Origin of the sequence: Kitasatospora sp. MAP12-44, assembly GCF_029892095.1 — a bacterium.
GTDB lineage: Bacteria > Actinomycetota > Actinomycetes > Streptomycetales > Streptomycetaceae > Kitasatospora.
Map to the genome: position 1 here is coordinate 7,385,896 of NZ_JARZAE010000004.1, position 12,980 is coordinate 7,398,875.

Below are 12,980 nucleotides of genomic sequence, written 5' to 3' on the forward strand. Positions count from 1 at the left end.
CATCCGCTTCCAAGCGAAGGATCCTCCTCTCATGCTGCGCATCGCCCTCCCCAACAAGGGTTCGCTCTCGGGTCCGGCGGCGGAGATGCTCCATGAGGCCGGATACCGCCAGCGCAAGGACCCGAAGGAACTGGTCCTGGTCGACCCGGACAACCAGGTGGAGTTCTTCTTCCTGCGCCCGCGCGACATCGCGGTGTACGTCGGCTCCGGCCGCCTGGACGTCGGGATCACCGGCCGCGACCTGCTGCTCGACTCGGCGTCCAACGCCGAGGAGGTGCTCGCGCTCGGCTTCGGCGGCTCGACCTTCCGCTTCGCCGGTCCGGTCGGCTCGCCCAAGGACGTCCAGGGGCTGCAGGGCCTGCGGATCGCCACCTCCTACACCGGCCTGGTCGAGCAGCACCTGGCCGAGCATGGCGTCACGGCGACCGTGACCAAGCTGGACGGCGCGGTGGAGACCGCGGTGCAGCTCGGTGTCGCCGATGTGATCGCCGACGTGGTGGAGACCGGGACCAGCCTGCGCAACGCCGGCCTCGAGGTCTTCGGCGAGCCGATCCTGATCTCCGACGCCGTGGTGATCCGCCCCAAGGGCGCCGGCCAGGACTCCGGGGTCGACCAGTTCCTGCGCCGCCTGCAGGGCGTCCTGGTGGCCCGCCGCTATGTGCTGATGGACTACGACATCCGGGCCGAGAAGGTCACCGACGCCGTCGCGCTGACGCCGGGCCTGGAGTCGCCGACCGTCTCGCCGCTGCACACCGAGGGCTGGGTGGCCGTCCGTTCGATGGTGCTCCGCAAGGAGGCCCAGCGGATCATGGACGACCTGTGGAGCATCGGCGCCCGGGCCATCCTGGTGACCAACATCCACGCCTGCCGGCTCTGACCACCCCCTTCGGGAGCACCACCGCGATGCCTGACACCACCACCGGCCTGCCCACCCTGCCCGTGACCTGGGCGCCGCGCCGCAACCGCGCCGTCCTGCTCCCGGTCAGCGCGCTGATCGTGGTGGTCTTCGTCACCGTCGCGCTGGCGCTCCCCTCCGACTGGCAGCCCAACGACCGGATCGCCCTGATCCTCACCGGCCTGGTCTTCGCCGGGGCGGGCGTGATGCTGGCCCGCCCCAAGGTGGTCGCCGACGCGGACGGGATCACGGTGGTGAACTTCGTCCGCACCCGGCGGCTGCACTGGCCGCAGATCGTCCGGGTGAACCTCCGCCAGGGTGATCCGTGGGTGACGCTGGACCTGGCCGACGGCACCTCGCTGGCCGCCGTCGGCATCCAGCCGGGCGGCGGCCGCGAGCAGGCCGTCCGGGCCGCGCTCGGCCTGCGCGACCTCGCCGAGGCGCACGGCGCCACGGCCGAGCCCAGGCCTGCCTAAGCAGCCCCTCGAACGTCCGCGCCACCCTCGCACAGGTATCGTCTACGCTGGTAAAGCCGGGGCAAAGCAGCCCCGCCCGCCCGCGACCTGAGGAGTGACACCTCCCCTCGATGGACGATCCGTCCGGTAGTACGACCGCCGCCTCCCTCCCGTGCCCCGGAGAGCAGGCGGCGCTGTGATCACGGCCTGGCTGCTGCTGTCCGCGGCCTTCCTGCTCATCCTCGCCAACGGCCTCTTCGTCGCCGCCGAGTTCTCCTTCATCACCGTGGACCGCGGCGCCGTCGAGCGCGCGGCCGCCACCGGCGACCGCAAGACGCTCGGCGTGCGGACGGCGCTGCGCCGCCTCTCCTTCGAGCTCTCCGGCGCCCAGCTCGGCATCACCGTCACCTCGCTGGTGGTCGGCATGCTCGCCGAGCCAGCGCTGTCCACGCTGCTCGGCCCGGTCTTCGCCGGGATCGGGGTGCCCGGCTCCGCCGCCACCGGCTTCGCTGTGGTGATCGGCATGCTGCTGGCCACCGTGGTGCAGATGGTGATCGGCGAGCTGGTGCCGAAGAACTGGGCGATCTCCCGCCCGTTTCAGGTGGCCCGCGCGGTGGTCGGCCCGCACCGGCTGTTCTCGACGGTCTGCCGACCGCTGATCTCGGTGCTGAACGGCTCGGCGGACCGCATGGTCCGCGCGCTCGGGGTGGAGCCGGCCGACGAGCTGGCGCACGCCCGCACCCCCAATGAGCTGGCCTTTCTCGCCCGGCACTCGGCCAAGGCCGGGGCCATAGAGGAGGACACGGCGCTGCTCTTCGTCCGTTCGCTCGGCCTGGCCGACCTGACCGCCGAGAGCCTGATGACCCCGCGAGTCGATGTCGCCGCGCTGCAGCAGGACGCCACCGCCGCCGATGTCGTCAACCTCACCCGGGCCACCGGCTTCTCGCGCTTCCCGGTCTACCGGGACAGCCTGGACGAGGTCACCGGCACCATCACCCTCAAGGACGCGCTGGGCGTGCGGCCCGAGCACCGCGCCCTCGTGCGGATCGGGCAGCTGGCGGGGGAGCCGCTGCTGGTCCCCGAGACGCTGCCGGCCGAGCGGTTGCTCGACCAGCTGCGCAGCCGCCAGCCGATGGCGATCGTGATCGACGAGTACGGCGGCACGGCCGGGGTGGTGACCCTGGAGGACATCGTCGAGGAGATCGTCGGCGAGGTGCAGGACGAGCACGACCCGGGCGACGTACCGGAGTTGCTCTCGGTGCCGCCGGTCGAGGGCAGGCCGGCCTGGCTGGCCGACGGCCGGGCCAGGATCGACCAGCTGGGCTCGATCGGCCTGCTCGCGCCGGCCGGCCCGTACGAGACCCTGGCGGGGCTGCTGGCCGATCTGCTCGGCAGGATCCCCGAGCCCGGTGACCGGGCGCTGCTGCCCGGCTGGGAGCTGACCGCGCAGGCGGTGGACCGCCACCGCACCACCCGGGTCCGCCTGGTGCGGCTCGCCGGACCGGAGGAACACCGGTGATCTTCCTCCAACTCTTCGCCGCGCTGGTCCTGCTGCTGGGCAACGCCTTCTTCGTGGGCGCCGAGTTCGCGGTCGTCTCGGTGCGCCGCTCCCAGGTGGAGCCGCTCGCGGACGCGGGCAACCGCCGCGCCCGCACCGTGCTGCACGCCCTCTCGAACGTCTCGGCAATGCTGGCCGCCGCCCAACTGGGCATCACGGTCTGCTCGTTGCTGCTCGGCGCGCTCGCCGAGCCGACCATCGCGCAGCTGCTCGAGGGCCCGTTCCACGCGGTCGGCGTCCCCGCGGCGCTGATCCACCCGATCTCCTACGCGCTGGCGCTGGCCCTGGTGGTCTTCCTGCACATGGTGATCGGCGAGATGGTGCCCAAGAACATCGCGCTGGCCACGCCCGAGCGGGCCGCGCTCTGGCTGGGCCCGCCGCTGGACCGCCTCGCCCGCTGGCTGAGCCCGGTGATCCGGCTGCTGAACGCCCTCGCCAACCTGGTGCTGCGGCTGTTCCGGGTCGACCCCAAGGACGAGGTGGAGTCGGTCTACACCGGCGAGCAACTGCTCTGGATCCTGGCCGAGTCGCGGGCCGCGGGCCTGCTGGAGCCCGGCGAGCAGGAGCGCCTGGAGGACGCCCTGGAGCTGGGCCACCGCCCGGTGACGGAGGTGCTGCTGCCGCTGTCGCGGCTGGTCACGGTGGGCACGTCGGTGACCGCCCGGCAGGTCGAGGAGCTGGCGGTCTCCACCGGCTTCTCGCGCTTCCCGGTGGTCGACGACTCGGGCGACTTCCTCGGCTACCTGCACGTCAAGGACGTGCTGGACGCCGACGACCGGGAGGCCGCCGTCCCGGTGCGGCTGTGGCGCCCGATGACGGTGGTGTCCGAGCGGCTGCCGCTGGACGACGCGCTCACCGCGATGCGCCGGGCCGCCGCGCACCTGGCCGCGGTCACCGCCACGGACGGGCGCACGCTGGGGCTGGTCACCCTGGAGGACGTCCTGGAGGAGCTGGTCGGCGAGATGCACGACCCGGACCACCGGCACGTGGCACGGGCGTAACCGCTGAGGCGGCCTGTACACTCGACGGCTGTGGTGGACACTCAGTACGAAGACCTGTTGCGGCTGGTACTCGCCTCCGGGGCGGCCAAGGCCGACCGGACCGGCACCGGGACTCGCAGTGTGTTCGGGCACCAACTGCGCTACGACCTCTCGCAGGGGTTCCCTCTGGTCACCACGAAGAAGGTTCACCTCAGGTCCGTCGTGTACGAGCTGCTGTGGTTCCTGCGCGGAGACTCGAACACCGGCTGGTTGCGGGAACACGGTGTCTCCATCTGGGACGAGTGGGCCGACGCGGACGGTAACCTCGGCCCGGTCTACGGCGTGCAGTGGCGTTCCTGGCCCACCCCGGACGGCCGGCACATCGACCAGATCAGTGAGGTCCTGAACACCTTGCGCCTCGACCCGGACTCCCGCCGGATGATCGTCTCCGCCTGGAACGTCGCCGAGCTGGACAGGATGGCGCTCGCGCCGTGCCACGCGTTCTTCCAGTTCTACGTGGCCGACGGCAAGTTGTCCTGCCAGCTGTACCAACGCAGCGCGGACCTGTTCCTCGGCGTCCCGTTCAACATCGCCAGCTACGCCCTGCTGACGCACATGGTGGCCCAGCAGGCCGGGTTGGAGCCGGGTGACTTCGTCTGGACCGGCGGCGACTGCCACATCTATGACAACCACGTCGAGCAGGTGACCGAGCAGCTCGCGCGCACTCTGTTCGAGTTCCCCGAGCTGCGGCTGAAGCAGGCCCCCTCGCTGTTCGACTACGAGTTCTCCGATGTCGAAGTCGTCGGCTACCAGCACCACCCGGCGATCAAGGCCCCGGTGGCGGTGTGAAGATCGGGCTGATCTGGGCTCAGAGCCCCGACGGCGTGATCGGCGCCGACAACGCGATCCCGTGGCGGCTGCCCGAGGACATGGCGCACTTCAAGGCGACCACCCTCGGCCACCCCGTGCTGATGGGGCGCAAGACCTGGGATTCGCTACCTTCGCGGTTCCGCCCGCTCATCGGCAGGCACAACATCGTGGTGACCCGCGATCCGCAGTGGGCTGCGGACGGCGCGGAGCGCGCCGGGTCGATCACCGAGGCACTGGAACTCGCCGCAGCGTCGTCGCCGGGGCTGCCGGCTCCTTCCCGCACGGCATGGGTGATCGGCGGAGGTGAGATCTACCGTGCCGCCTTGGGAGATGCCACGATGCTGTCGGTGACCGAAGTCGACGCGATCGTCGTCGGGGACGTCTATGCCCCGACGGTGGACGCGTCATGGACGGTCGCCGGGGACACCGGCTGGCAGCCCTCGACGTCCGGGCTTCGGTACCGCATCCGCCGATACACCCGGTGATCGCCCACTCGGCCTAGTCGGCCGATCGGGGCTCCGCCGATCGGGGCTCCTTCGCGGTCCAGCGTTGCGGTGGAGGGTAGACGTAGCGGGCGATCGTCGTGCTCACCCACCCGATGCAGAAGCCGCCGAAGACGGGCAGCACCCTGTGCAGTTCCGACTCCCCGCGCACTGCCGCCGTCACTCCGAGCAGCACCGCCCAGGCCACGCCGAGCCCGCAGCTGTAGGCCCAGTAGTTCCGGTACCGACGCATGCTCTGCCTCCTTCTCCCCTTGCTCCTCCTTCAGGCTAGCCGCGGCCGTCGATCAGCTCCCCGTAGGCCTGCACCAGATCGGGCAGCCGCAGGGTGGCCAGGTCCTCGCGGCCCGGCAGCTCGCGGGAGAGCGAGAGACGCAGGTCGCGGTAGGCGCAGGACTTCTCGTAGAGGGTGCGGATGAACCGGCCGTTGCCCAGTTCGTCGATCCAGCCCTCGCCGACCACGTGGGCGCAGATGCTGGTCAGCTCCTCGGTCGCGTCCTCGTCCCAGCTGTCGCCGTCCCGGGCGGCCAGCGTGCTGCCGATGGCGGTGAGTTCGGCCGGGCGGTAGCTGGGGAAGTCCACCCGGGTGGTGAAGCGGGAGTTGAGGCCGGGGTTGGTGGCCAGCAGGCGGTTCATCCCCTCGGGGTAGCCGGCCAGGATCACCACCAGCCGGTCCCGGTTGTCCTCGGCCCGCTTCAGCAGCACCTGGAGCGCCTCGTCGCCGTAGGCGTCGCCCTTGCTGTAGCCGGAGTTGGCCAGGCTGTAGGCCTCGTCGATGAAGAGCACGCCGTCCAGCGCGGAGTCGATCAGCTCGTTCGCCTTGACCGCCGTCTGACCGAGGAACTCGCCTACCAGGTCGGCTCGTTGGGCCTCCACCAGGTGGTCGCCGGAGAGCAGGCCGAGCGAGTGGAAGACCTGGCCGAGGATCCGCGCCACCGTGGTCTTGCCGGTGCCGGACGGGCCGGAGAAGACGAAGTGGCGTTTCGGCGGCTGGACCGGCAGGCCCTGGTCGGCGCGCAGCCCGGCCATCCGCAGCTGCGCGGAGAGCGCGCGGACCTGGCGCTTGACCGGGTCGAGGCCGACCATCTGCTCCAGCGCGGCGAGTGCGGCGTCCAGCTGCTGCCGGCCGGCGGGTGAGCCGGTCCGGTCCGGCGCGCCGGGGCCGCCCTCGGCCGGTACGGCGGTCAGGCTCTCGCGCACGGCGGCGGCCGGCGCGGCGTCCCCGCTGCCGGCGCCCGGGGTGGCGCCCGCTCCCGCTCCGCCGCCGGCGCCCGGGCGTTCGCTGCTGCCCGGTCGGCCGCCGAGCTGGAGCGGGCCGGTGTCGGGCGCGTCGGTGTAGTCGAGGTCGCCGGCCGCCAGGTCACCGGCTCCCAGCTCGGCACCTGCCAGCTCGGCACCTGCGCGGTCGGCGCCCGCCAGGCCGGTGCCTGCGAGGTCGGCGGCCTCCAGGCCCGAGTCGTCCAGCACGTAGCCGACCTGGTCGCCGGGCCCCGGGCCGCCCAGCGGGCCCGGCCCGCTCAGGGGGTCAGGAGCGCCCAGCGCGTCGAAGGCGTCGAACGCCTGCGCGGTGTCGGTGCCGTCCTCGGCGAGGGTGAAGGCGGGCAGCTCGTCCAGCAGCCCGAGGCCGTCCTCGGCGGCGATCGCGGCCAGCCGGGCGGCGGTGTCCATGAAGGCCGGGTCGGCGCGGTGCACCGCCCGATAGAGCGGCAGCGCGGCGGCGCTGCGCCCGGCCCCCTCGTACGCCCGGGCCAGCCAGTAGCGCAGCTCCTTGCGCTGCGGCTGTTCGGAGCGGCAGCGGGTGAGCGAGGCGGCCAGCGGCGGCTGCGCCTGGGCGCACATGTCCAGTCGGACCCGGGCCATCCCGCCGAACAGGCCGGCCTCGATGCCGAGCAGCGGATCATCGAGTAACTGGTCGGTGTCCCGGATGAGTTGCTCCCAGTCCTTGAGCAGGTAGGAGCGGCAGGCGTGCAGGAAGCGCACCGAGGGGTCCTGCTCGGCCGGCGGGCACTGCTCCATCGCGCGGTCCAGCTCGGTCAGGTGCCGGCCGTCCAGCCAGTGCGAGGCGTGGGCCAGCGCGAGGTCGCGGGTGTCCTCCAGGACGGGCTGCACCCACCAGCCGAGCCAGTACCAGGAGCTGAGCGGGCGCTGGTGGCGGCGGCGCTGCTCGCCGAAGCGTTTGCGGTGGCGGTACATGGCCAGCAGCGCGCCCGAGGTGTCGCAGCGCAGCGCGTGCAGACCGAGCCAGGCGTCGGCCATGGCCGGGTCCAGCCGCACGGCGGTGCGGAACTCCTCCTCGGCGCGGGCATAGGACCCTGCCGTGTACGCGTCCATGGCGCGCAGCCATGCGCGGTCCGCCGGTCCGTGCGGACCCGTGGTGCCGGAACTGTCGACAGTGGTCACTCACGCCCCCCGTGGTGTGCACCGAGGCGCCGCCGACCACTGAGGTGTCAGCACAGCGCCCCCGGGGCGCATATGCGCCTGCACTTCATCGTACCGGCGCGCGGCTGATCCGGAAGGGTGTCGCGCTGGTCCAAATCCCTTGCCCGCGTTGACCGTTCGTCTACGGATCGGTGAATCGGGAGGGGTCTGGCAACAGAACGGCACCTCCGACTCACGGGGGAGGAGTCGGAGGTGCCGAGTATATGGTTGCGAGCTCAACTATTCTGGCCGCGAGGGAGAACTTAGTTGCTCCCCGTGGTGCGGTCAAGCACTCGTCCGGCACCTTTTGTGCGGATGATCCGACCATTTGCGCCATCCACCAGGACCTGTGCGTACGGCCTGCTGGGGTCCTGCGCGAAGTGCGCCGCCTCGGCCGCCGACCAGCGCTCCCAGAACCCGGCCAGCTCCGGACCGTCCCGCAACTCGCCCCGGGCATGGGCGGTTTCGGCCGGCAGCTCCATCCAGATCAGGGCGGCCAGCGCCGGGCGCACCGCTCGCCGTCCGGCCCCCACCCCCTCGACCAGCACGACCGGCGCGGGCGTCACCGTGCGCGCCCCCTCGAATCTCCCGCGCACCCAGTCGTAAACCTCGTGCCGGGCGCACTCCCCCCGCGCGAGCGGCGCGAGCACCTGCTCGCGCAGCCGACCGGTCCACCCGAACAGCTCCTCGTGGGTCGCCAGGTCGTCCAGGTGCACCACCGGCGTCCCGCCGAGCGCGCGGGCCAGCCGGTCGGTGAAGGTGGTCTTGCCCGAGCCCGCGTGGCCGTCCACCGCGACCAGCCGCACCGGGCCGCAGGACGGCGGCAGTGCCCGCAGCCGCTCGGCGAGCGCGGCCAAGCCGTCAAAGCCGGCCGAGCCGTCCGGGTGATCCATGACCGCCACTCTACGGGCCGACGGAAGCGCAGGTCAGGCAGCTCGTGACGGGCGGCCCGGGATCGGGCATACTCGCATGCGCCAGCTATGTGAACGACCGTTTACCGCTGATCGGTGGCAGCCCCGCCACCCAGTAACCCGCACAGCGCCGTGCCCCCAACCCCGGGGCCCGACCGAGGAGGCGACCCACCCTCATGAACGCCGCACCCGCCAAGCCCGTGGAACGTCAGCTGCCGAGCGACGAGGCCCGCGCCCTGCTGGCCCTCACCCGCGACCTGGTTGACCGTGAACTGCTTCCGCGCGCGGCCGAGGAGGAGGCGGCCGGCCGCTTCCCGAGGGACGTCTTCCGCACCCTGGGCGAGGCGGGCCTGCTCTCGCTGCCGTACCCGGAGGCGGACGGCGGCGGCGAGCAGCCGTACGAGGTCTACCTGCAGGTCCTGGAGGAGCTGTCGTCCGGCTGGCTGGCGGTGGGCCTCGGGGTCAGCGTGCACACCCTGTCCTGCCACGCGCTCGCCACCTTCGGCAGCGACGAGCAGCGCTCGCGCTGGCTGCCCGGGATGCTCGGCGGCGAGCAGCTGGGCGCGTACTGCCTCTCCGAGCCGCAGTCCGGCTCCGACGCGGCCGCGCTGCGCACCCGCGCCGAGCGCGAGGGCGACGAGTACGTGGTCAGCGGCACCAAGGCCTGGATCACCCACGGCGGCCAGGCCGACTTCTACAGCGCCATGGTGCGCACCAGCGACGACGGCTCGCGCGGCATAAGCTGCCTGCTCGTCCCCGGTCAGATCGCCGGCCTCTCGGCCGCGCCGCCCGAGCACAAGATGGGCATGCAGAGCTCGCCCACCGCCCAGCTGCACTTCGACGGCGTGCGGCTGGACGCGGACCGGCTGATCGGCGCGGAGGGCCAGGGCTTCCAGATCGCGCTCTCCGCGCTGGACTCCGGCCGGCTCGGCATCGCGGCCTGCGCGATCGGCGTGGCCCAGGCGGCGCTCGACCTCGCCGTGGAGTACGCGCAGACCCGCCGGCAGTTCGGCCGGCCGATCGCGGACTTCCAGGGCCTGTCCTTCATGCTCGCCGACATGGCCACCCAGATCGAGGCCGGCCGGGCGCTCTACCTCGCCGCGGCCCGGCTGCGGGACAGCGGCCAGGCGTTCTCCAAGCAGGCTGCGATGGCCAAGCTCTTCTGCACCGACACCGCGATGCGGGTCACCACCGACGCGGTGCAGGTGCTCGGCGGCTACGGCTACACCCAGGACTTCCCGGCCGAGCGCTTCATGCGCGAGGCCAAGGTGCTGCAGATCGTCGAGGGCACCAACCAGATCCAGCGCCTGGTGATCGGCCGCCACCTCACCAAGGGCTGACTCGCTCCCGCCTGAACACGCCTCAGCCCCCGGCACCGAACCAACGGCGCCGGGGGCTGAGGTGTGCTGTCAGCGCCGGACCAGCCGTGCCTCGGCGGCCCCGCGCATCGCCGGCACCCGGTGCCCGCCCGGCGTCGTACCCGGCGTCGAGCCCGGGCCGCCGGCGTGCGAGAACGGCTGGGTGCGCCAGTCCAGATCGGCCGGCCGCGCGAACAGCCCGGCGAGCGCGCCGTCGGTGTCCGGCTCGGGACCGCTCTCCTCCAGGTCGTCGGCCGGCAGTCCCGATCCCGGGCAGAGCGCGGGGGAGAAGGGGTGCCAGGCGGTCCGCAGCACGGCGTGCTGCGGCAGCCGCTCCTCCTCGCCCACCAGGGCGATCGGCTGGTCGCACTCCGGGCAGTGCACCCGGAAGATCTCCCAGGACTCGGGCTCGCCGGGGTCGACCCCCGGGGCGAAGTCGAAGCCTGGGCTCGGTTCCTCGCCGTCCGGTTCGTCGACCGCGGTCAGGGTGCTGTCGGCGCTGAGGGCGCGCTGGTCAGCTACAGGCATGTGATCCCCCTTGGATCGGGCCGGGCCAACTCGGCCTGGGCCAACACGAGCACTTCCCCGCGACGGTGCCTCATAACCCTGCAGGTGGGCGCAGGGTGATGCAGGGGAATGTGGCCTTGGTCACATCCCTCTGGCATGTGCCGGAAGCACGGGCGCCAGGACGGTCGGGCCGAACGGGTGCGGCGACTGCGGTAGGTTGACGCCTTGTGGAGGATCTCGACCAGCGCATTGTCCAGCTGCTCGTCCAGGACGGGCGGATGAGCTACACCGACCTCGGCAAGGCCACCGGCCTGTCCACCTCGGCGGTACACCAGCGGGTCCGCCGCCTGGAGCAGCGCGGGGTGATCCGCGGCTACTCGGCGATCATCGACGCGGACGCCGTCGACCTCGCGCTGACGGCCTTCATCTCGGTCAAGCCCTTCGACCCCAGCGCCCCGGACGACGTGCCCGACCGGCTCGCCCCGCTGCCCGAGATCGAGGCCTGCCACAGCGTCGCCGGCGACGAGAGCTACATCCTCAAGGTCCGGGTCTCCGCGCCCGGCGACCTGGAGGACCTGCTCAGCCGGATCCGCTCCGCCGCCGGCGTCTCCACCCGCACCACCGTGGTGCTCTCCACCCCGTACGAGGCCCGGCCGCCCAAGCTGTAGGGGCACTGTCCACCAGGTGGACGGTGCGGGTGCACACTGGTCCCCATGACCGAACGCACCTCCCGCACCGTGCTGCTGCGCGGCGGAACCGTCTACAGCCCGGCCGACCCCTTCGCCACCGCGATGCTGATCGAGGGCGAGCAGATCGCCTGGGTCGGCAGCGAGGGCGCCGCCGACAGCTATGCGGCGGTCGCGGACGAGGTCGTCGACCTGGCCGGTGCGCTGGTCACCCCCGCTTTCGTCGACGCGCATGTGCACGCGACCTCCGCCGGCCTGGCGCTGACCGGCCTGGACCTCACCGACTGCGCCACGCTCGCCGAGGCGCTCGCCCGGATCGCGGGATTCGCCCGGTTCAACGGTGGTGTGCTGATCGGCCACGGCTGGGACGAGACCCGCTGGCCCGAGGGCCGCCCGCCGACCCTGGCCGAACTCGACGCGGCCGCCGACGGAGCCCCGCTCTACCTCTCCCGGGTCGACGTGCACTCCGCCCTCGCCTCCAGCGCCCTGCGCGCGCTGACCCCGGACCTGGCCGCCGAGCCCGGCTTCCACCCCGAGGCGCCGCTGACCGCCGCCGCCCACCACGCCGTGCGCCGCACCGCGCTCGCCGAGCTGACGGACGACCAGCGCCGCGCCGCCCAACTCGCCACCCTGCGCCGGGCCGCCTCGCTCGGCATCGCCTCGCTGCACGAGTGCGCCGGCCCGCAGATCTCCTCCGAGCAGGACCTCACCGCGCTGCTGGCGCTGGCCGCCGAGCACGGGGGCCCCGAGGTCTACGGCTACTGGGGCGAGCTGGGCGCCGTCGAGACCGCCCGCCGGCTGGGCGCGGTCGGCGCCGGCGGCGACCTCTTCGTGGACGGCGCGCTCGGCTCGCACACCGCCTGCCTGCACGCGCCCTACCAGGACGCCGAGCACACCGGCAACGCCTATCTGACGGCCGACCAGGTCGCCGACCATGTCACCGCCTGCACCGAGGCCGGCCTGCAGGCCGGGTTCCACGCGATCGGCGACGCCGCGCTGAGCGCCGTCCTGGCGGGCGTCGCAACGGCCGTCGCGCGGCTCGGACTGGCCCCGGTCAAGGCCCTGCGGCACCGGGTCGAGCATGCCGAGGCACTGGACGACAAGGCCGTGGCGGCCTTCGCCGAGTACGGCCTGGTGGCCTCGGTGCAGCCCGCCTTCGACGCCGCCTGGGGCGGCCCGGACGGCATGTACGCCCAGCGTCTGGGCGCCGAGCGGGCCGCCGCGCTCAACCCGTTCGCCGCCCTGCTGCGCGCCGGTGTGCCGCTGGCCTTCGGCTCGGACGCCCCGGTCACCGCGCTCGACCCGTGGGGCACCGTGCGGGCCGCCGCCTTCCATCGCACCCCGGAGCACCGGATCTCGGTGCGGGCCGCCTTCAACGCGCACACCCGCGGCGGCTGGCGGGCGATCGGCCGCGACCACGAGGGCGTGCTGGTGCCGGGCGCACCGGCCAGCTACGCGCTCTGGGAGACCGGCGATCTGGTGGTGCAGGCCCCCGATTCCCGGGTGGCCGGCTGGTCCACCGACCCGCGCTCGGGCACCCCGGGGCTGCCGGATCTCACCCCGGGCCTGCCGCTGCCGCGCTGCCTGCGCACGGCGCTCCGCGGCCGGACCGTGTTCGACGCTGCACTTCCGGGCTGACCTGCGGATTCTCAGAGAACCGCGACTACCGGTGGGTCGCGGTGGCAGGTACCGTCATCGGGATACCGGCCGCAGCCCCCGGTGCGGCCGACTGACCGATCCAGATTGAGATGGTGCGCAGGTGGCATTGCCGCTCGACTCGGAGTCCCGGGTCCACGGCCAGGACCGTTCGCCGGAGCCCGCGGGCGCCACGGCCGCTCCGCA

At 72.9% G+C, this 12,980-nt stretch carries 13 protein-coding genes; 9 read left to right on the forward strand and 4 right to left on the reverse strand.

Translation table 11 applies throughout. The features are described from left to right. Positions 1-31: 31 nt before the first annotated feature. From hisG to P3T34_RS33685, 6 genes are all read left to right on the forward strand, one after another. Positions 32-877: an ATP phosphoribosyltransferase gene (gene hisG / locus P3T34_RS33660; protein WP_280669829.1), complete on the forward strand. Its 846-nt coding sequence runs from the start codon at positions 32-34 to the stop codon at positions 875-877. 26 nt (positions 878-903) lie between these two features. Then, positions 904-1,371, forward strand: coding sequence for a PH domain-containing protein (locus tag P3T34_RS33665; protein WP_280669830.1), 468 nt, complete (start codon positions 904-906; stop codon positions 1,369-1,371). A 175-nt stretch (positions 1,372-1,546) separates the two neighbouring features. Next, entirely contained in the window at positions 1,547-2,869 is a 1,323-nt protein-coding gene (locus tag P3T34_RS33670) for a hemolysin family protein (protein ID WP_280669831.1), read from the forward strand. Beyond that, on the forward strand, positions 2,866-3,909 hold the full coding sequence (locus tag P3T34_RS33675) for a hemolysin family protein (protein ID WP_280669832.1): 1,044 nt from the start codon (positions 2,866-2,868) through the stop codon (positions 3,907-3,909). Before P3T34_RS33670 ends, P3T34_RS33675 begins: the two co-directional genes overlap by 4 nt. Before the next feature lie 30 nt (positions 3,910-3,939). Continuing rightward, positions 3,940-4,737, forward strand: coding sequence for a thymidylate synthase (locus P3T34_RS33680; RefSeq protein ID WP_280669833.1), 798 nt, complete (start codon positions 3,940-3,942; stop codon positions 4,735-4,737). Then, positions 4,734-5,243: a dihydrofolate reductase gene (locus P3T34_RS33685; protein ID WP_280669834.1), complete on the forward strand. Its 510-nt coding sequence runs from the start codon at positions 4,734-4,736 to the stop codon at positions 5,241-5,243. Before P3T34_RS33680 ends, P3T34_RS33685 begins: the two co-directional genes overlap by 4 nt. A gap of 13 nt (positions 5,244-5,256) precedes the next feature. Here P3T34_RS33685 and P3T34_RS33690 read toward each other — a convergent pair whose 3' ends face one another. The 3 genes from P3T34_RS33690 to P3T34_RS33700 all read right to left on the reverse strand — a co-directional run bounded on the left by P3T34_RS33690 (position 5,257) and on the right by P3T34_RS33700 (position 8,569). Next, positions 5,257-5,493 carry a hypothetical protein gene (locus P3T34_RS33690; RefSeq protein WP_280669835.1) on the reverse strand — a complete coding sequence of 79 codons (237 nt, stop codon included), beginning with the start codon at positions 5,491-5,493 and terminating at the stop codon, positions 5,257-5,259. A gap of 35 nt (positions 5,494-5,528) precedes the next feature. Continuing rightward, positions 5,529-7,589, reverse strand: a complete 2,061-nt coding sequence (locus tag P3T34_RS33695; protein WP_280672557.1) for an AAA family ATPase — start codon at positions 7,587-7,589, stop codon at positions 5,529-5,531. 350 nt (positions 7,590-7,939) lie between these two features. Then, on the reverse strand, positions 7,940-8,569 hold the full coding sequence (locus tag P3T34_RS33700) for a hypothetical protein (protein WP_280669836.1): 630 nt from the start codon (positions 8,567-8,569) through the stop codon (positions 7,940-7,942). Between the two features lie 194 nt (positions 8,570-8,763). Here P3T34_RS33700 and P3T34_RS33705 point away from each other — a divergent pair, with 194 nt between their 5' ends. Next, on the forward strand, positions 8,764-9,927 hold the full coding sequence (locus P3T34_RS33705; RefSeq protein ID WP_280669837.1) for an acyl-CoA dehydrogenase family protein: 1,164 nt from the start codon (positions 8,764-8,766) through the stop codon (positions 9,925-9,927). Between the two features lie 69 nt (positions 9,928-9,996). Here the strand turns inward: P3T34_RS33705 and P3T34_RS33710 are convergent, their stop codons facing one another. After that, the gene (locus tag P3T34_RS33710; RefSeq protein ID WP_280669838.1) at positions 9,997-10,473 is read right to left on the reverse strand and encodes a hypothetical protein; all 477 of its coding nucleotides are present in this window, start codon (positions 10,471-10,473) and stop codon (positions 9,997-9,999) included. A gap of 206 nt (positions 10,474-10,679) precedes the next feature. Between P3T34_RS33710 and P3T34_RS33715 the strand changes: the two genes are divergently transcribed. Together P3T34_RS33715 and P3T34_RS33720 are read left to right on the forward strand one after the other, a co-directional pair. Further along, entirely contained in the window at positions 10,680-11,120 is a 441-nt protein-coding gene (locus tag P3T34_RS33715; RefSeq protein ID WP_280669839.1) for an Lrp/AsnC family transcriptional regulator, read from the forward strand. Positions 11,121-11,165: 45 nt separating this feature from the next. Next, positions 11,166-12,776: an amidohydrolase gene (locus P3T34_RS33720; protein WP_280669840.1), complete on the forward strand. Its 1,611-nt coding sequence runs from the start codon at positions 11,166-11,168 to the stop codon at positions 12,774-12,776. Positions 12,777-12,980: the final 204 nt, after the last annotated feature.